The organism is Flavobacterium sp., from assembly GCF_027483985.1.
Classification (GTDB): domain Bacteria; phylum Bacteroidota; class Bacteroidia; order Flavobacteriales; family Flavobacteriaceae; genus Flavobacterium.
In genome coordinates this window covers 84,661-103,499 of sequence record NZ_JAIXTJ010000056.1, presented here as the reverse complement: position 1 = coordinate 103,499, position 18,839 = coordinate 84,661, and the positions used below count along the sequence as shown (strand labels likewise).

16 protein-coding genes are annotated in these 18,839 nt (G+C 31.4%); 10 read left to right on the top strand and 6 right to left on the bottom strand.

The features are described from left to right. Positions 1 to 16: 16 nt before the first annotated feature. The 4 genes from Q0050_RS14360 (at position 17) to Q0050_RS14345 (ending at position 4,696) form a co-directional block, all read left to right on the top strand. On the top strand, positions 17 to 940 hold the full coding sequence (locus Q0050_RS14360) for a type IX secretion system membrane protein PorP/SprF (protein ID WP_298397369.1): 924 nt from the start codon (positions 17 to 19) through the stop codon (positions 938 to 940). 19 nt (positions 941 to 959) lie between these two features. After that, entirely contained in the window at positions 960 to 2,822 is a 1,863-nt protein-coding gene (locus Q0050_RS14355; RefSeq protein WP_298397367.1) for an OmpA family protein, read from the top strand. A 740-nt stretch (positions 2,823 to 3,562) separates the two neighbouring features. Next, a complete protein-coding gene (locus Q0050_RS14350; RefSeq protein ID WP_298397364.1) occupies positions 3,563 to 4,147 on the top strand; it encodes a hypothetical protein in 585 nt (194 codons plus the stop codon). Positions 4,148 to 4,333: 186 nt separating this feature from the next. Next, positions 4,334 to 4,696 (top strand): hypothetical protein, encoded by a 363-nt coding sequence (locus tag Q0050_RS14345; RefSeq protein ID WP_298397362.1) that lies wholly within the window; start codon positions 4,334 to 4,336, stop codon positions 4,694 to 4,696. 72 nt (positions 4,697 to 4,768) lie between these two features. Here the strand turns inward: Q0050_RS14345 and Q0050_RS14340 are convergent, their stop codons facing one another. The 3 genes from Q0050_RS14340 to Q0050_RS14330 are packed head-to-tail and all read right to left on the bottom strand — an operon-like array spanning position 4,769 to position 9,592. Next, positions 4,769 to 6,148, bottom strand: coding sequence for a DUF5689 domain-containing protein (locus Q0050_RS14340; RefSeq protein ID WP_298397360.1), 1,380 nt, complete (start codon positions 6,146 to 6,148; stop codon positions 4,769 to 4,771). 12 nt (positions 6,149 to 6,160) lie between these two features. After that, on the bottom strand, positions 6,161 to 6,775 hold the full coding sequence (locus tag Q0050_RS14335) for a choice-of-anchor J domain-containing protein (RefSeq protein ID WP_298397358.1): 615 nt from the start codon (positions 6,773 to 6,775) through the stop codon (positions 6,161 to 6,163). 12 nt (positions 6,776 to 6,787) lie between these two features. Continuing rightward, a complete protein-coding gene (locus tag Q0050_RS14330; RefSeq protein ID WP_298397356.1) occupies positions 6,788 to 9,592 on the bottom strand; it encodes a carboxypeptidase-like regulatory domain-containing protein in 2,805 nt (934 codons plus the stop codon). 138 nt (positions 9,593 to 9,730) lie between these two features. Between Q0050_RS14330 and Q0050_RS14325 the strand changes: the two genes are divergently transcribed. The 3 genes from Q0050_RS14325 to Q0050_RS14315 all read left to right on the top strand — a co-directional run bounded on the left by Q0050_RS14325 (position 9,731) and on the right by Q0050_RS14315 (position 13,130). Beyond that, on the top strand, positions 9,731 to 10,837 hold the full coding sequence (locus Q0050_RS14325) for an endonuclease/exonuclease/phosphatase family protein (RefSeq protein ID WP_298397353.1): 1,107 nt from the start codon (positions 9,731 to 9,733) through the stop codon (positions 10,835 to 10,837). Between the two features lie 68 nt (positions 10,838 to 10,905). Then, positions 10,906 to 11,445 carry a 3-hydroxyanthranilate 3,4-dioxygenase gene (locus Q0050_RS14320; RefSeq protein WP_298397350.1) on the top strand — a complete coding sequence of 180 codons (540 nt, stop codon included), beginning with the start codon at positions 10,906 to 10,908 and terminating at the stop codon, positions 11,443 to 11,445. A gap of 131 nt (positions 11,446 to 11,576) precedes the next feature. After that, positions 11,577 to 13,130 (top strand): aldehyde dehydrogenase family protein, encoded by a 1,554-nt coding sequence (locus Q0050_RS14315; RefSeq protein WP_298397348.1) that lies wholly within the window; start codon positions 11,577 to 11,579, stop codon positions 13,128 to 13,130. 268 nt (positions 13,131 to 13,398) lie between these two features. Here the strand turns inward: Q0050_RS14315 and Q0050_RS14310 are convergent, their stop codons facing one another. The 3 genes from Q0050_RS14310 to Q0050_RS14300 form a co-directional block, all read right to left on the bottom strand. Beyond that, complete coding sequence (locus Q0050_RS14310; RefSeq protein WP_298397345.1) at positions 13,399 to 13,974, bottom strand: alkylphosphonate utilization protein; 576 nt, start codon at positions 13,972 to 13,974, stop codon at positions 13,399 to 13,401. 9 nt (positions 13,975 to 13,983) lie between these two features. Next, positions 13,984 to 14,475 carry a DUF6646 family protein gene (locus tag Q0050_RS14305; protein WP_298397342.1) on the bottom strand — a complete coding sequence of 164 codons (492 nt, stop codon included), beginning with the start codon at positions 14,473 to 14,475 and terminating at the stop codon, positions 13,984 to 13,986. A gap of 140 nt (positions 14,476 to 14,615) precedes the next feature. Continuing rightward, the gene (locus tag Q0050_RS14300) at positions 14,616 to 15,344 is read right to left on the bottom strand and encodes a metallophosphoesterase (protein ID WP_298397339.1); all 729 of its coding nucleotides are present in this window, start codon (positions 15,342 to 15,344) and stop codon (positions 14,616 to 14,618) included. 204 nt (positions 15,345 to 15,548) lie between these two features. Between Q0050_RS14300 and Q0050_RS14295 the strand changes: the two genes are divergently transcribed. The 3 genes from Q0050_RS14295 to Q0050_RS14285 are packed head-to-tail and all read left to right on the top strand — an operon-like array spanning position 15,549 to position 18,601. Beyond that, positions 15,549 to 15,836, top strand: coding sequence for a hypothetical protein (locus Q0050_RS14295; RefSeq protein ID WP_298397336.1), 288 nt, complete (start codon positions 15,549 to 15,551; stop codon positions 15,834 to 15,836). Between the two features lie 37 nt (positions 15,837 to 15,873). Further along, complete coding sequence (locus Q0050_RS14290; protein ID WP_298397333.1) at positions 15,874 to 17,901, top strand: sensor histidine kinase; 2,028 nt, start codon at positions 15,874 to 15,876, stop codon at positions 17,899 to 17,901. A 37-nt stretch (positions 17,902 to 17,938) separates the two neighbouring features. Further along, the gene (locus Q0050_RS14285) at positions 17,939 to 18,601 is read left to right on the top strand and encodes a response regulator (RefSeq protein WP_298397326.1); all 663 of its coding nucleotides are present in this window, start codon (positions 17,939 to 17,941) and stop codon (positions 18,599 to 18,601) included. Positions 18,602 to 18,839: the final 238 nt, after the last annotated feature.

The window sequence follows — 18,839 nt, the reverse complement described above, 5'->3', positions numbered from 1 at the left end:
GATAAATTTCTAAAGCATGAAAAAAATATATTTCTTAACCGCGTTTGCTTTGTTGACATTACTAGATGTCAGTGCACAACAAGATCCACATTATACTCAATATATGTATAATATGAGTGTTATAAACCCTGCTTATGCTGGATCTAAAGAAAACCTTTCAGGAGGTTTACTTTACAGAAAACAATGGGTTGATATTGAAGATGCGCCAACAACTGGTACGTTCTTCTTGCACAGTCCAACTGGAAAAAATGTTGGACTTGGTTTGTCGGTAATCAACGATAAAATTGGTCCAGTTGAAGAAACTAATATCTATGGTGATTTTTCATACACTCTAAATTTAGGTGGTGAACACAGATTAGCTTTAGGTCTTAAAACTGGTGCTACTTTTCACAAAGTTGCATTATTTGATGATATTGGTAATGGTAATGTTCCAGATGCAAACGATCCGGCGTTCTCTTCTAATACAAGCAATACCTTTTTGAATATCGGAACAGGTTTGTTTTATTATACCGACAAGTATTATGTAGCTTTTTCTGTACCAAATATGCTAAAATCGAAGCATCTTGATTTTAATGGAAGACAATTCGGTACTGAAACTCTACATTATTTCTTAACAGGAGGTTACGTTTTTGATCTAACACCTAATGTTAAATTCAAACCATTTGCAATGATTAAATCAGCATTTAATGCTCCGACATCACTTGATGTATCGACTAACTTTATGTTTAATGATAAATTTGAAGTAGGTGCTACTTATAGATTAGAAGATTCGTTTGGTGCGATGGTGAATTATGCTATCACTCCAAATTTAAAAATTGGATATGCATACGACCATATCGTTTCAGATTTGAATATAACAACGCCATCTTCTCACGAGGTAATTTTGTTGTTCGATTTGAACTTCCCGAAAAAAGTTTCACGTTCTCCAAGATATTTCTAACATAAAATAATAGTAAAAGATGAAAAATCTATATATAGCATTAAGTTTTGTAGCAATAAGCACATCTGTTTTTGCACAAAATAAAGACACAAAAGCTGCAGATAAATTATTTAGCAGATACGAATATGTTTCTGCTGCCAAAGAATATCAAAAGTTAGTTGATAATGGCAAAGGTGACGGATATGTATATAAACAATTAGCAGACACTTATTATAATATGTTCAATACAGCGGAAGCTGCTACGTGGTATGCTAAAGCAACGGAAACTGCGCAAGATGCTGAAACTTACTTTAGGTATGCACAAATGCTAAAAGCTAACGGAAAGTATGAAGAAGCAAATAAACAAATGAGTAAATTTGCTACTATGGTTCCAAATGATTTAAGAGCCAAAGCATATAAAGAAAACCCTAATTATTTACCTAAGTTAGCTAGTAAAGAGTCTGGATATACAGTTAATTCTTTACAAGTAAGTAGTGATAAATCTGATTTTGGAGCAGTAATGTATGATAATACTGTTTATTTTTCTAGTGCAAGAAACGGAGCAAAAAAAAATTATGGATGGATAAACGAGCCATTTTTAGATATATATAAGTCTGTTTTAGGGGATAACGGAACTTATTCTGAACCAACAGCTATTTCAGAATTAAATTCTAGATTTCACGATGGGACTTTAACTATTTCTGCTGATGGCAATACATGTTATTTTTCAACTGAAAGTTTTAAAGACAAAGCGTATGAAAAAGTAAAGTCCTTAAATTCTAAATTTAGTCAAATTTATTTATACAAAGCAACTAAGCAAGGAGATACTTGGGCTGATTTTAAACTTTTACCTTTTAATAGTAAAGAATATTCAACAGGTAACCCATCATTAAGCAGAGATGGTAAAACATTGTATTTTTCTTCTAATAGACCTGGAAGTATTGGTGGTGTTGATATCTGGAAAGTTACTATTAACGGTGATTCTTATGGTGAGCCAGAGAATTTAGGATCAAAAGTAAATACTGAAGGTAATGAGAATTTTCCTTTTATTTCTGATGACAATGCTACATTATATTTTGCTTCTAATGGAAAACCAGGCTTAGGAGGTTTAGATATTTTTAAAATAGATCTAGCTAAAGGTTCAGACGCTGTTAATATGGGTAGGCCAATTAATACTGAAAAAGATGATTTTGGTTTTACTTTTAACAAAGCTAAAAACTTAGGATTCTTATCTAGTAATAGAAACGGTAATGACGATATCTTTAGCGCTACACCAATCTGTTCAGTTGATTTGTTGACTGTGGTTACCAATGCAAAAACTGGAGAGATTTTAGCAAATGCTAAAGTGTCTATTCTTGATGATAAGAAAAACGTTATTGCTACTGAAACTTCTAACGATAAAGGTGAAGTTAATTTTAAAATAGAGTGTGATAAGCCTTACTCAATTCAAGCTTCAAAAGATGGCTTTGAAGGAAATGTTTTTGCTGTAGCTAAAAGCAAAGGACCAACTGCTAAAGTTGATGCTGCGTTACAACCAATTGATGTAATTGTAACTCCAACAGAGATTATCTTGAAACCAATTTATTTTGAATTCGATAAGAGCAACATTACTCAAGAAGGAGCTTTTGAATTAGATAAATTAGTTCAAGTAATGAAGAATAATGATAAGTTAGTTATCTATGCTAAATCACATACAGATAGAAGAGGTAGCGATGACTACAACTTAACTTTATCAGAAAGAAGAGCGCAAGCAACTGTTCAATATGTTATTTCTAAAGGAATTCCTGCAGAAAGAATCTCAGGAAAAGGATTTGGTGAAACAGAGCCTAAAGTTGTTTGTGACAAATGTACTGAAGAAGAGCATGCTCAAAACAGACGTTCAGAATTCTTAATCGTGAAATAAATAAGAACTGACTAATAGTATAAAAAACCGAGATGAAAGTCTCGGTTTTTTTGTTTGAAGTTGTGCCGTGGTCTGACGATGGTTATTTAGTGCTTTTTTACGTGTTGTAGATAGTTTTTTGTGTTTTTACAAGCCATTAGTTGCTTGTAGGTTTTTAATGTGTTTAAGGGCTTTAAATGATTTCTAGATAATTTGTGTTGTAGGTTTTGCTGTTTAACGGCTAAACATAGAATATTAGATAATAACTTTTTCTACCTAAATTGTTAGGAAACATAAATTTGTTGAAAGTTTCTTAATATTATTTAGTTTTACATAAGTTTCAGAGTGAGTTATTTGTTGATTGAAAAAAGGAAAGTATATAGAAGGTGAATTATTTCTGATTTTGTATAGTTTGTTTTAGGTTTGTGTACATTTGATATCAGATGAATTCGATATTATGTAGATTATACAATATTTTTTCGTAATATAGATTTGCTTAATTGCATTAAATATTGCTTAAGATATTAAATTAATAGTATGCCAATTAACCAAATATCGGAAAGTAGTTATACTAGAAACTAGTCCTATAGTGTTTAAGTTGAATGGTTGTAATTAGGTGGAAGAAAATCAATTCAACGCTATCTAATTTCAAATGGAATAAATCATAAAAGAATTAGTACTGATAATAGTAAAATTGAAAAAGTTATTACAATGTACATCAGTAGAATTATAAAACAAATAAAGCACTAAAAACAATCATAATGGGAACATTAAAATTATGTTTACTTTCTATACTTTGCAGTGTATCAATAAATGCTCAAGATATTAAAATAGATTCTACTAATTATTGTGATTTTTACGATTATAAAGCACATTATAAAAATTCAGATGTTAAATCGTTTGGATTAACAAGAACAATGATAATTGATATTGTTACTAATGAAATGGAAAAATTAGGGTTTAAATGGATTAGTACCTTTAGAATTATAAAAATTGAAGAAGGTAAATATGTTACTTCTATATGTTATTCTGACAAATCAAATTGTGGTTTTTTATTTGATGAGGTCTATGAAACAGAACATAATCAAGAAGATAGGAAATGGAAAAGCTTAACTAAAAAATATTCTGGTAATGATTACGGAGACAGGATTGTTTCTTTAGATGGTAGTTATAAATTTGTAAATATTAAAGAGGTACCAGATAACTTGCATATTCTTAAGATGAACGATTATTGGTATCAACAAAGCAGTAATCCAGAAAAGATTAAGAAATTAGTGTCTAAAGAGTTTATAGAAAACCTATTAAGGGAAGATGTTCGTCGTTTTTTAAAAAACTTTAAACCATAATGTACTTCATAAAAAATAGTTATAAACGGATTTTGGTTTTGGAAATTATAATGTACACAAAAGAACCATACGTTGTTTAATTAGCATAATTTAAAACGGCTAAATTCTATGTTTTAATTCAGATTTCATACTACTTCGTTATTGTATAAATTTGCCATTAAATAATATTCACTATCATCTTTTAAAATGAAAAAAATTATTTATTCAATTCCAGTTATTGTATTTATTTACTGCATAATATATGCAGTAAATAAAAGGTGCGATATGTTAAAGGAAATAAGAGAGAATAAAGCTCAAACGATATGTAAATTCATTGAATGTCAACGAAGGCTCAAAGTAAAAAAAAGTCTTATTGAATACCATGTAAAAGACTCTTTATATATAACTAAATATTATAATTGTCCAGAAAATTACGAAGATAAAATAAACAAGTTTTTTGTTGTAGATTACTCCTCAAAAGACCCCAGTAAGATTATAGTTGATTTTTCTAATGAAGTTACAGATACAACAGCTATTTTAAAAGCAGGTTTTTTAAAAGAGGACTTATAATTACTTATTTTAGACAAAAAAGAAGAGCTTCCAAATCTGGAAGCTCTTCTTATATAATTTATATTGTAAAAATTAATTTACAACGATATCATCTATTTGCATATTCGTAGTAAGTGCAGGACTTGATAATCCTGAACCAGTGTATTCAAAGATGAAAAATCCATTTCCAGTTACTGAAGTTGGAATAGCATAAGATCCACTATTTGTAAACGTAGCAGTTGAAGTGTTTGCTGTAGAAAAAGCAAAATTCGAAGTAATGTTTACTAATGTTGCTGAACTTATTGGTGAACCAGGAACATAGTTTGTACTGTAATAAACTTTTAAAGTTTCCCCATTATAGAAATTTGTTCTAGTTTTAAATGATAAAGTATTCGCAGCGGTCATATCAACAGGAACAACGAATAATGTTCTGTTATTTTCAACAGGATTACCAAATGAAGACATCTCAATATACTTAGTACCGCTTGATGATCTTGTTCTCCAAGTTTTTGAACCAACAACTGGGTCATTTACATATTTAGGAAAGTTATTTTGTCCGGTTGTTGCCGAACCTGCAGTATAACTTTCAAAATTTTCTGTAAACGCACCTAAGTATTGAATTGCATTACCAACAATTGGAGGGAAAACATCAACTCTAGGACTGCTTAATTTAAAATCATTTTCATATCTAACAATAAATTGAAAGTCTGAATTGTACTTAGTTACAACACCTCTAATAGTTCCGCTTCCTGATGGTACAGTTTTACCAGAAAAAGGACAAAAGCTACTCATTCTTAAAATTCTGCTTGTTCCACCTGTTGTAGCAATAATTGCGTGATTTGTTGCGCCACCACCAGAATCTACATCATAATAAGTTCTGTTAATAGAACTTTCGTCAAATTGAACAGGAGTTAAATCAACTAAAGTATTTTGATTAACATCAGTGTAAGCATTACTTAAACTAAATGTTCTCACTAATTCGCTTTCAGGTACGATAGTTGGTGATGGAAACAAGTGGTTTTGCCAAACATCTTCACCAATTCTACCAATTCCACCTTCGAATAAACTTCCGATTTGTAATGAACCAAATACGTTAGCTACATAAAGACCTTTTAGTTTGATGTATACTTTTCTACCTGGAGTAAAACCTTTACCATATAAAGTTGTAATGTTCAAAGGAACACTAAATCCTTTAATTGAAGTTGCGGTATTTTTTAGATCTTGAAAAGAAATTGATTTATAAAATGTTCCTTTTTCGTCACTAGAAGTAACGTAAGCTTCAATAATATCATCTGCTGTATAAAGAGTAGGTGTTGAAGTTGCTACTATTTGATTAACTGCTTTAGTAGGTGTTAATTCATAAGTTGTTAGCGTATTATCAGGAACGCCATAAGAATCATCATTAACGCAGCTCGATAATAATCCAGTTGTCAGAACTAAAGCCAATAGATTTTTAAAAATTCTGTTTTTCATTGTGTTTTTCTATTAATTTTTATTAATAATTCTAACGTTATCAATTTCATAAGTTCCGTCTAAAGTTGTGTTAGTTCCAGAACCTTTTACTCTAAAAGCTAAATAGACATTTTTGTCTGCATAAGCCGATAAATCGATTAAACCTGAACTAAAAAAGTCAAAGTTAGTATCAAAGCTCAAAGCTGGTTTAGTAAAATTTAATACGGTCCAGTTAGCTGCTGTTACATTAGTTCCATCAAAGTCTGTTGAAATCAACAAGTCTATTGAATTAGCCGGAGTTGATACATAAGCTTGAGCCACATCAAAAGCTAATTTTGAACTTGCATCAACACTAATTTTAGGAGAAACTAACCAACCAATATTGGTAGGTTGACCTGATTGAAACGTATTAAATTCAGCATATTTATCTGAAAAATAAATACCTTGATTCCATTTTACAGTTCCTGCTTCAGCAAAATTTGTCCATCCAGCAAGGCTAATTGCTGCGCCGTCAGTACTATTTGAAGTAAAATCTTCAAATAATTTGTAAGGTTGAAAATCTGGATTTTTAATGTCTTCTTCTGGAGAACAAGCTGTGAATGTAGCTATCGCCAAAATTCCAAAAAGTGATAAAATTGTTTTTTTCATAACGGTATTTTATTAAAAGTTTACATAAAGATTTAAGAAGTATGATCTTCCGAAACCGTAAAAATATTTTGGTGCAAATGCAGGTGTTCCGCTAGAAACATCTTGATTTACTTCTCTAAAATTCGCATTTCTTGCTTGTTCAAATCCACCAGTTTTGTACTGGATATCAAAAACATTATTTAATGACGCAAAGAATCCGTAGGTATTTCCTTTTATTCTCCAAGATTTACCTCCAGTTAAATTAACTAAAGTAAAGTTATTAAATTCTTTTTGTTTTAGCAATTCTTTAGCTCTTTCGTTAGTTGCTTCTGGAAAAGCCAATCCTTCATTATCTTGAGGGTTTCTAAAAAAGTTTTGTGTTCTAAGCAATGCTGAAACATCAAGGTAATTATTTGCTAAATAATTAGCGTTAGCGCCAATCCACCAAAATTTAGGGTCACGGTACTCAATACCAAATGAAGCAGCTGTTTGTGGTCCGCCAGATAATCTGTATCCTTTTAAATTAGCTTGTCCAAAATCAATGATAGGATTTGTGTTTGTTGGTGAAGCTAAATTGTCATTATTTAACACAACATTAGGATTATTGTTGTAAGTATATTCTCCATATGCTCCGTTTAATGATAGCTTAATTGTTGAAGTAATTTGGTATTCCATACCTAATTCTACACCAATATTTCTTTTTTCAATATTTGTAACTGTTTCAGCAACAAAGGCATCACCACCATCACCATTATCATCATCAAAAATACCTTCACCAAAGAAGAATGAAGTTTCAGTAGCATTTTTAATGTTTGACATATATGCCGTTATTCTAGATTTGAACTTAGGAGTTCTAATAATGTAACTTGCATCAACACTAGAAATATTTTCGTTTTCGATGCCTAAAGTCGTATTGTTATTTAATCTAGCATTTGGAAACACATTTCTCATAGAAGGCGCTTTTGTTAAATAAGCTCCGTTGAAGTTCAAGAAATGTCTACCTGTAATTTTGTAAGTTAAACCTCCTTTAAATCCGAAGTTTTCAAAAGAAATTTTATCTCCTTTACCAAATGAATTCGTTGGATATAATCCGTTTTTGTATAAACCTTCTCTTTGGTATTGGTTTTTAGTATACGTTTGAGCTAAATAAAAATCTACTTTTTTGTAAGTGAATTTGAATTGTGTAAAAGCATCATAAGTAGTAGCATAAAGGTTGTAGTTGTAACCAAATTTTTCACCAACACCAACTCTTCTGTTAGGGTTGTTTAAATCAGATTGTTGCTCGTCTCCTACTTGGAAATTGTCGTAATCTTCATAAAATTGACCACCAAGTAAGTCTAAAACATTTGCAAAGTTATGAGATCTCAAGCTCTTGAATGTTCCACCAGCATTTAAAACAATATTATCTGCCAATTGTGAACTAATTACAGAGTTTGCTGTCCAAAGTTTATCATCGGTTCTATCTTCATATAAAATATAAGCACTATGACCATCAGCAGTTGATAAGTTGGTTTGATATAATTCATTCCAATTTAATTGTCTGTTGTTTAAGAATTTAGCATTTGCTGCTAAAGCAATATTTGCAGGATCATCACCTTGAAAATCAGTATAATCATCTGGATTCCATAATGAAGTATAGTAACTTGGTAAATTTCTGTAATAAGTTGGATCTGGATTATCAGCACCTTGATTATCAATTCTGCTGCTTCCAATTTTACCATATTGGTGCGTAATACCACTAGTAATGTTAGTTTTATCAGAAACTTTCCAGAAGTGGTTTAACATTAATATTGGCTCAGTTACATCTCTATCTCTAGAGTTACGTTTTTTTCCGTCTTGGTAACCCCAATAAGAGTTATAACGGAAACCAGCAAGTCTATTTACCTCGTCAGTATTAGGTGAGTTTCTTCCACGGCTGTTTTCAGCATAAATAGAAGTGAAGTTTAACGAGTGTTTTTCGTTAATTTTCTTTTCAACACTTACAAACACAGAGTTAGCGCTATAGTCCGTTCCTTCAAAGTAACCTTCTTGAGCCCATCTTCTTGAAGCCGAAAGTACATAAGCCCAACCGTCTTTGTTCATTCCTGAAACGTGTGTTCCCATTGTTCTCCAACTGTAGTTGGTGTTAGTTCCAGAAAATGAAACTCTTGAACCTTTTCTATATAAGGAAGCTCTAGTGTTAATTTCTTGTGTACCTAAAATTCCACCAAAAGTATAATCTGATGGTGCAGAACCCATTGTAAATTCTTGATTACGAGTAGCATCATTTAATCCACCCCAATTTCCCCATTGTGGTCTACCGTCGTATATTTTATTCATTACTACACCATTAATCATAGTAGTAGCATTTTCATTATCTAAACCTCTAATTCTAAATCTTGCTTGACCCCAATTGAAGGCCGCAGCTTGTTGAAAAGCATCTCTCGAAGCTTGAAGAAGTCCAGAAGTACTTTCTGAACCACTGTTGTCGTCACCTAAATCATTATCAGTGATCGTAACTAAACTTAATTGTTGTTCTTCAGTAACATCTTCTTCTAAAACAACAACACCTAGTTCTAAAATTTTTCCTTGTTCAACCTCTAATGATAGTAATTGGTCTTTGTAACCGTCGCTTTTAACTACCAATAATTGCGAACCAGCAGTAACTGATTTAAACATAAATTTACCTTCAGCATCTGTAATCTCAGTTAAATTACTGTTCTGAATAGTGGCAACAACATTTTGTAATGGTTTTTGTGTTTTTGAGTCTACAACTTTACCAGAAATTCCTGTACCAGTTTGAGCAAACGTAAAACACACTTGCATCACAAACAACATACTAATGACAAGTTTTTTCATAAATTGAATTAAATTAATTTTCTTTTTGCTAAGTGTTAATAAAAACTTAACAGCCCGCAAATGTACATCTTTTAATAATATTATTTACTTTTGGTGCGAAGTTTGTATTAAACTTCATAATTAATTAATATGGTTAAAATGAAAATTAAAAACTTAATTGCCGTTTTCGTTGTGTTATTCGCAACATTGACAGCAAATGCACAAACAAAAAAGTATATTATTCATACAGTGGCTTTTTACAACTTCGAGAACTTGTTTGATACTATAAACGGACCAAATAACGATGAAGAATGGTTAGTTAACGGTGCAATGAATTGGACAGGGAAAAAGTATAAAAAGAAACTTGATAATTTAGCACGTGTTCTTTCAGAAATTGGAACGGGCGAAAATCCCAATAATTCTCCTACATTTATTGGTGGTTGCGAAATTGAAAACCGATTGGTTTTAGAAGATTTAGTAAAACAACCTAAACTTATTAATCGTGATTATGGCATTGTTCATTTCGATTCTCCTGACAAAAGAGGAATTGATGTTGCGTTACTTTATCAGAAAAAACACTTTAAACCAACAAGCTATGCTAATATTCCGTTATTAATTTATAAAAACCAACAAGGAAAAGAAGATAAAAAAGACAAAGGTGAAGAAACTGACGATGCTGTTGTTCTTGATAATAGTTCAGAAAGAGTTTATACTCGTGATCAATTGTTAGTAACCGGATTTTTAGATGGTGAAGAAGTAAATATTATTGTGAATCACTGGCCATCACGTTCTGGTGGTGAGAAAAAAAGTTCGCCTTTTAGAGAAGCTGCTGGCGCATTAAACAGAAAAATCATTGATTCATTAGTGAAAATCAACCCTAATGCTAAGATTATTACAATGGGTGATTTAAACGATGGTTCTTATAATAAAAGCGTAAAAGTTGGAATTGGTGCTAAGCTAAAAAAATCAGAATTGAAATCGTCTGGTGATATTTACAATCCTTTTGAGCAAATGGCTAAAGACGGAAATGCAACATTATTCTACAGAGATTCTGGTGATATTTTTGATCAAATTATGGTTTCTGAACCTTTTACTCGAAATGATTATACTTCTTTCAGATATTGGAAAGCAGGAATCTACAATAAGCCATTCCTCATTCAAACTACAGGACAATACAAAGGATATCCGCTAAGAAATAATTCAAGCGAACCCGGATTTAGTGATCACTTTCCGGTCTATATCTATTTGATAAAACAATTAAATTAAAAAATCAAGGTTAGTTCACGCTAACCTTTTTTTATTTAGTAATTTCGTGTTATAAATTTTAAAGAATTATGTCAATACAAAAACCATTCAACCTCAACCAATGGATTGATGAAAACCGACACTTATTAAAACCGCCAGTTGGTAACAAAAATTTATATGTTGATTCTGGCGATTATATAGTGATGATTGTTGCTGGACCAAATGCCCGTAAGGATTTTCATTACAATGAAACTGAAGAATTATATTTTCAACTTGAAGGTGAGATTACCGTTTATGTGCAAGAAGATGGCGAAAAGAAAGCAATGAAACTTGCAGCAGGAGATATGTTTTTATTACCTGCCAAAGTGCCGCATTCTCCATCTCGTTCAGAAGGTTCTATCGGATTAGTCGTTGAACGTAAAAGAGTAGGTCAAAATATTCCTGACGGATTATTATGGTTTTGTGATCATTGTAATCATAAATTGTATGAAGTCTATTTTGAACTTCATAACATCGAAACTGATTTTCTTGCACACTTCAAGCATTTTTATAATTCGGAAGCGCTACGAACTTGCGATAAATGCGGAACTACAATGGAAACGGATGCTAGATTTGTAGATAAAAAGTAAAATTACCGAAGTTTAACTTTAGATTTTTATTGATTCTAGTAATGTTGTTCCAATTGCTCTTTTATCGTAAATATTCAAAAAAAACCACTATTTTTGTATAAAATTTAAAAATAAAACATAAAAAACACATAATGTCAACAATTGCGCAACAATTCGGTATGACCGAAGCATTAGAAATTCTAGGTATAAAAGCCATAAACGACGGAACTTCTACAGGGAATAATCATTTTTCAAATGGTGAAATTATCGAAAGTTATTCGCCAGTTGATGGTCAACTTATTGGAAAAGTAAAAACAACTACGGCAGAAGATTATGAAAAAGTAATGCAAACTGCAACAGCTGCTTTCCTTACTTTTAGAGCAATGCCTGCACCACAACGTGGAGAGATTGTACGTCAGTTTGGAAATAAATTAAGAGAATTGAAAGAACCATTAGGAAAGTTAGTTTCTTATGAAATGGGAAAATCATTGCAAGAAGGATATGGTGAAGTTCAAGAAATGATTGATATCTGCGATTTTGCAGTAGGTTTATCACGTCAATTAAACGGACAAACTATTCCATCTGAGCGTCCAGGTCACGTTATGAGAGAACAATGGCATCCAATTGGTGTTGTTGGAATTATTTCTGCATTTAATTTTCCAGTTGCTGTTTGGTCTTGGAATACGGCTTTAGCGTGGATTTGTGGTGATGTTTGTGTTTGGAAAGCTTCTGAAAAAGCACCTTTATGTTCAATTGCTTGTCAAAATATTATTGCTGAAGTTCTAAAAGCCAATAATTTACCAGAAGGTATTTCTTGTATCATCAATGGTGATTATAAAGTAGGAGAAATGATGACTACAGATGTTAGAATTCCTTTAATTTCTGCAACAGGTTCAACAAGAATGGGAAGAATTGTTGGTGCAACAGTGGCACAACGTTTCGGAAAATCTTTATTGGAATTAGGCGGAAATAATGCAATCATTATTACACCATCAGCCGATTTAAAAGTGGTTGTTCCTGGTGCTGTTTTTGGTGCTGTTGGAACTGCCGGTCAACGTTGTACTTCAACTAGAAGATTAATCATCCACGAAAGTGTTTATGATAAAGTGAGAGATGCAATCGTTGGTGCTTATGGTCAATTGACTATTGGAAATCCATTAGATCAAAAAAATCATATCGGTCCATTAATTGATACTGATGCTGTAAACACTTATTTAGCAGCCATTGAAAAAGCAAAAGCTGAAGGTGGAAAAGTATTGGTTGAAGGTGGCGTACTTTCTGGCGAAGGATACGAATCGGGTTGTTATGTAAAACCAGCCATTATTGAAGCTGAAAACTCGTTTGAAATCGTGCAACACGAAACTTTTGCACCAATTTTATATTTAATGAAATACAGTGGCGAAGTTGAAAATGCTATTGAAAAGCAAAATGGTGTTGCTCAAGGATTATCGTCTGCAATTATGACTAACGAAATGAAAGAAGCTGAAAAATTCTTATCGTTTGCTGGTTCAGATTGTGGAATTGCCAATGTAAATATCGGAACTTCAGGTGCTGAAATTGGTGGTGCTTTTGGTGGTGAAAAAGAAACTGGTGGCGGAAGAGAATCGGGTTCAGATTCTTGGAAAGTATACATGAGAAGACAAACCAATACAATCAACTATTCAGATCAATTGCCATTGGCGCAAGGAATTAAATTTGATTTATAATCTTTAAGTAATTAGTTAAAAGTAAAAAGTGATTAGTTGGTTTACAACTAATCACTTTTTTATTTTTGCTAATCACTAATCACTAATCACTAATCACTAATCACTCATCACTAATCACTCATCACTCATCACTCATCACTCATCACTCATCACTCATCACTCATCACTCATCACTCATCACTCATCACTAATCACTCATCACTCATCACTCATCACTAATCACTAATCACTAATCACTAATTACTAATCACTAATCACTCATCACCACTTATTTCGTCTTCTTAACGTATTGCGTTAGAATAAAAATACTTTGGTTTTCAACGCGTCCTTCAATTAGGTTTACATCATCCCAAACCAATTTTATATTGTGAACAGCAGCACCACGTTTTGCAGTGAAAGTAGCGCCTTTTACATCTAAATCTTTTATTAAAACTACCGAATCACCATCTTTCAAAATGTTTCCGTTTGAATCTTTGTGAATAAGTTTACCTTCATCATCATCTGCTTCGCCTGTGGCTTTCGCCCATTCGAGAGCATCTTCATCAAGATACATCATTTCTAGCATGTCATTGTTTTTTAAACGTGCATGCATGCGCCAAGAAACAATTTGAACCGGAAGATTTTCGTTCCACATACTGTCGCTTAAACCTCGCCAATCGTTCGGATTCATCGTTTCTGGATTTAGAATTTGATCTCTTAACGATTTTGTAATTAAAATTGAATTTTCTGGAATAGCTTCAGTTTTTGGTTCTACTACATAGACTACCAAATTTTCATTACTTCCGCTAATTTCGCATAATGAACCACTTCTGTCTTTTAATCTTTTTTCGGTAACTACACTCATTTTATAAGATTATAAGTTGAATGACGCTCCAATTTGAAAAACAAACTGATTATTAAAACGCTCATATCCAATAGCATTAGAATCAAATTTTGCTAACGGAATTCCAGCTTCTGTATAAATTCCAAAACCATTTGTAAAGAAATATCTTGCGCCAAGGTGCGCACCAAAATTTCTTAATCCTAAATCAAGACCTGGATAAACATCAAGTTTATCACTAATGTTCAATACATTTCCAATGTTGGCATTAAAACGTGCTTTGGCATCAAACTTGTCATCAAATTTTGGAGTTCCAGCTTTGGTTGTTGTATTCAATAAGTAAGAAGTTGAAAATCCGTAAGAAATATTTTCTCCAAGACCAAAATCAACTGTTGCTGCAATTCCTGTAGCATATTCTTGCATTGTAGCTCCAACTTGAAATTTAACATCGCCCTTTCCTTTAAACGCTTGTGAATTTGCAAAACTTGCCGATAAAACAAGTAATAATGTAATAATTCTTTTCATAATTAATGTAAATTTTAGAGCACAAATATAAGGAATCCATTTCAATGGCAATTTCAATGTCAAAAATCAATTTTTTACACTGAGCTTGTCGAAGTGCAAAAGTCAATACTTAAATCCCACAACTTGCAACGCTATAACTATTAATTCCTTCCTTTTTCTGTTGCGTATAATTCATTTAAAGGTTCGCTTTGCCAAAACTCTTTAGTATCAATATCCATTATGGTTAACGGACCTTTGAAAGCCGCACCAGTATCGACATTCCAAATGCAAGCTTTTTTTATTGGAATGGTTTGACCTATGCGTGTCACAGGTGTGTGACCAATATAAATTTCATCATATAAAGTCAATCTTCTTGGATAAAACCAACTTGTTTTTTCTAAATCTTCATTTAATGATAAAGCTGTTTCCCAGAGAGTTCTGTCCCAACAAAACATTTTTGGAAAATATTCATATGCAATACCGTTCATATTGGTAAATCCTGCGTGAACGAACAGTCTATTTTTATCATCTAAATAATAATTTTCTAATGATTTTAAAAAAGCAATGTGTTTCATCTTTGTTGCTTCAGTAATTGAGGCATAAGCTAAAACAGTTGCTTCTCCTCCATGTTTGTACCATTCTCTATTGTCTTTGCTTTTTTCCAACCATTCTAACAATAGTTCATCGTGATTGCCCTTAATGAAGATGCAATTTTGTTTTTCTCCTAATTGTATTAAATAGTCGAGTACCTGTGGCGATTGACTCCAACCATCAACATAATCGCCTAGGAAAATTAAAGTATCGTTTGTGGTAACCTTAGCACGTTCTATAATTTGATGCAATGCTCGCAAACCTCCATGTATGTCGCCTATTACTAATGTTCTACTCATTTTGTTTATTCATTATTCTACAAAGTTAAACAAATTTTAACATTTTTTACACTTTTGGCGTAAAACCAATAATTGCAAGTAAGGTAGTTTTGCTATGTAATATTACAAACACAAACAATAATATTAATTATAAAACTATTGTTTAAGCATATTTTATTAAATGTAATTAAAACTGAATCATTGTCTCATTTAAAACTAAAATTTATGAAAACTATTATCTCTTTTTATCCATATTTAAAAACAAAATTGTTAAACAAAAAACCTGTTTTATTTCTTGCAGCAATTGTTATTACTTTATTATTTGACTCTTGTACGGCTGACGAAATAGATGCACAGCCCTTTGACAAAATTACAAAAGACGTAAATCTACAAAATAAAGACACTATACTTAATGTTCCTAGCACATCAAATACAATAAATTCGGGACCGATTGATCCACCAACAGCACCAGTTAAAGGAAACAATCCACCACCACCACCACCGAATCCTTGAATACTATTTTTTTTGTAAATTTGAAAAAAATAATAATTTGAAAAAAATAGTACTTATTTTAATAGTAGGCATTCTTCTTTTTAGTTGTAAAAAGGAGAATGCTGACTATTTTTCAAAAAAAGAGGTTATTGATAGCTTGTTTATTGTTGCAGAAAGTACAATGGATACTAAGCTAAAACTAAAGATTGCAGATCAGGTATTAAATGGAATTGAAAAAAATAATTTTGATTCAATTTCAAGAAGTAAATACCTTGGAGTTACAAGAATTTTTTATTCTCTGAATAATCCTAAATATGTTAAGATATGCAAATTATTAATTGCGAATCCTTCCGAAAAAGTAAATCCTTATGAAATATCATTTTATAATTTTCTTTTAGGAAATTATTACTATAATAATGCAAATTATGAAGATGCTTTTATTGCATTTTCGAGAGCTGAAAAGAGCTTTATGGCTCTAAATAATTTAGAATATTTAGTTAAGACATTAACTACTAAAGCAGATATTTTAACTTTTAAAAATGAATATATTACTGCTGAAAATCTTGCAATAAAGGCATTAAAAATAAGTAAAAATTTAAATAAAGAGGATTTAAAATATGGTTGTTACTTAACATTAGGAAATTGCTCTAATGGCCTAAATAATTATAACAAAGCTGTTGAGTTTTATGAAAAGGCATTAGTTTCCACTGATAAGTTATTGTTAAATCCAAATCACACCTCTCTTCGTTCAATGCCATTAGTTTATATTTCAAATGTTTATCGTAAACAAAAACAATATGCTAAATCAATTAAATATGCACAGAAAGGTTTAAACAGTAAGAATCTAAAAAAAGTTGATCCATCAATTTATTCTTATCTTTTAAACAGTTTAAACTATTCCAAATTTAAACTCGGTGAAAAATCATCGGTTAATGGTTTTCTAGAAACTTTAAAAATTGGTGATAGCTTGAAATTTGCACCTATTCAAATTACATCTAAAACTTATTTAGGAGAATATTATTTAGCTCAAAAAGATACAATTAAAGCTAATATCTATTTAAAAGATGCTCAAAAGCAAGCCCACTTAAATAATATTTTTGAAGATGAGTTAACTATTTTAAAACTTCTAAGCAAAGCCAATCCAAAACAAACTTCCTTCTATACTAATCGATTTATTCAGTTGAATGATAGTCTTCAAATTGAAGAAAGAAAGACACGAGACAAATTTGCCCGAATAGAATTTGAAACCGATGAGATTATTACCGAACGCAACAGTCTGTCGGAGGAAAAAAAGTATCTCACTTATCAAATTTTGGTAATTGTTGGAATTTCAATTCTTGCTATAATTATCATTGTTTTATGGTTTAAAAATAATTCGCAAAAAGCTAAAACACGCGAATTGCTTTTAAAACAAGATCAGCAAAAAGCCAACGAAGAAATCTATCAATTAATGATGGAGCAACAACAAAAAATTGAAGAAGCTAAAAATATTGAAAAGCAAAGAATTTCGCTTGACCTTCACGACAGTGTAATGGGCAAGTTAACTGCGGTAAGGATGAACCTTTATGTTGCCTTAGTAAAACACAAACTTGCAGAAGAAAGCGGTTTTTCAAAACAAATTGACGAAATTCAAGATGTTGAAAAAGAAATAAGAGCCATTGCACACAATTTGAACTCTGATTTATTTTCAGATAATGCCAATTTTATTGGAATTGTAAAAGAACTTTTTGCCAAAATAGAAAATCACTCTCAAATTCATTTTCAACTTCAAGTTAGTGATGCTGTAAATTGGGATTTAATTAATAATACAACCAAAATCAATTTATATAGAATACTGCAAGAAGCATTGCAAAATATTGAAAAATATGCCCAAGCTACTACAGTAGCAGTTAGTATGTTCAACACCGATAATGGTGAGTTGCAAATAGAAATTTCTGATGACGGAAATGGCTTTGATGTCACTCAAAAAAAGAAAGGTATTGGGCTTAACAATATGAAAACTAGAGTGGCAGAATTAAACGGAAAAATTGAGATTCAATCAGCTATAAAAAAAGGAACAAAAATAAATTTGATAATTCCATATTAGTTTATTACTTTCACGTAAGATATAACTTAATATTTTTATGGAAGTTAAAATTTTAATGATTGATGATCATCCGGCAATGATTGAAGGCTACAAGGCTATTTTAGCGCTCAACACCGAGGAGTATGTTTTTGAAATATCGACCGCCAATAACTGTGAAGAAGCTTACACCATCATTTCAGATGCTAAAAATGCAAATTATTTTGATTTAGTTTTTTTAGACTACTCTATTCCAAGCTATCCAGAGAAAAAAATTCAGAACGGTGAAGATTTAGGTGTTTTAATAAGAAAACATATGCCTAACACCAAGATTATTATGCTTACGGCACACTTTGATGCCATCAGACTATATAATGTTGTCAAAAAAATAAACCCAAACGGTTTGTTGATTAAAAGCGATTTCAAACCAACACATCTTTATGAAGCCCTTGAAACAGTTCTAAGAGGAGAACTTTATATGACAATAACTGCTAAAGAAAAGCTTAGAGAACCTTTATTTACTCAAGGGCTGTTGGATAGTGAAGATAGAAAGATTATTGAATTATTAGCGGAAGGTTTGCAAATAAAGTCTATTGCAGATAAAATGAATGTGTCTGAAGATAAAATAAAAAAGAGAAAAAGTAAAATAAAAGACCTTCTTGGCATAGAGAAAGGAACCGATGAAGACATTCTAAGAGAATGTAGAGCTCTTGGTTTACTTTAGGTTTATTCTTAATTTGATTCAGAATTTCACTTAGATTAACCTCGTAATACTATTTAGTATTTTTAATGATTTCATAGATAAATAAAGTTTTAACGTTTTTTACACTTTTAGTGTAATACCACCTTTGAGGGTTGTAGTAGTTTTGATATAACAAATTACTCGAGAATTATTTGTTATCAAAACAATTATTAAAAACAGGTTCAAAAAAGGTTTTGGACTATTTAATTCTAAAATTTTA

What these genes read in the sequence shown, in the direction of transcription:
- Q0050_RS14325 (WP_298397353.1), top strand. Translation starts at nt 9,731, where the DNA reads ATGAAAATTAAAAACTTAATTGCCGTTTTCGTTGTGTTATTCGCAACA.
- Q0050_RS14360 (WP_298397369.1), top strand. Translation starts at nt 17, where the DNA reads ATGAAAAAAATATATTTCTTAACCGCGTTTGCTTTGTTGACATTACTA.
- Q0050_RS14330 (WP_298397356.1), bottom strand. Translation starts at nt 9,592, where the DNA reads ATGAAAAAACTTGTCATTAGTATGTTGTTTGTGATGCAAGTGTGTTTT.
- Q0050_RS14355 (WP_298397367.1), top strand. Translation starts at nt 960, where the DNA reads ATGAAAAATCTATATATAGCATTAAGTTTTGTAGCAATAAGCACATCT.
- Q0050_RS14320 (WP_298397350.1), top strand. Translation starts at nt 10,906, where the DNA reads ATGTCAATACAAAAACCATTCAACCTCAACCAATGGATTGATGAAAAC.
- Q0050_RS14350 (WP_298397364.1), top strand. Translation starts at nt 3,563, where the DNA reads ATGGGAACATTAAAATTATGTTTACTTTCTATACTTTGCAGTGTATCA.
- Q0050_RS14345 (WP_298397362.1), top strand. Translation starts at nt 4,334, where the DNA reads ATGAAAAAAATTATTTATTCAATTCCAGTTATTGTATTTATTTACTGC.
- Q0050_RS14310 (WP_298397345.1), bottom strand. Translation starts at nt 13,974, where the DNA reads ATGAGTGTAGTTACCGAAAAAAGATTAAAAGACAGAAGTGGTTCATTA.
- Q0050_RS14340 (WP_298397360.1), bottom strand. Translation starts at nt 6,148, where the DNA reads ATGAAAAACAGAATTTTTAAAAATCTATTGGCTTTAGTTCTGACAACT.
- Q0050_RS14315 (WP_298397348.1), top strand. Translation starts at nt 11,577, where the DNA reads ATGTCAACAATTGCGCAACAATTCGGTATGACCGAAGCATTAGAAATT.
- Q0050_RS14295 (WP_298397336.1), top strand. Translation starts at nt 15,549, where the DNA reads ATGAAAACTATTATCTCTTTTTATCCATATTTAAAAACAAAATTGTTA.
- Q0050_RS14305 (WP_298397342.1), bottom strand. Translation starts at nt 14,475, where the DNA reads ATGAAAAGAATTATTACATTATTACTTGTTTTATCGGCAAGTTTTGCA.
- Q0050_RS14285 (WP_298397326.1), top strand. Translation starts at nt 17,939, where the DNA reads ATGGAAGTTAAAATTTTAATGATTGATGATCATCCGGCAATGATTGAA.
- Q0050_RS14335 (WP_298397358.1), bottom strand. Translation starts at nt 6,775, where the DNA reads ATGAAAAAAACAATTTTATCACTTTTTGGAATTTTGGCGATAGCTACA.
- Q0050_RS14300 (WP_298397339.1), bottom strand. Translation starts at nt 15,344, where the DNA reads ATGAGTAGAACATTAGTAATAGGCGACATACATGGAGGTTTGCGAGCA.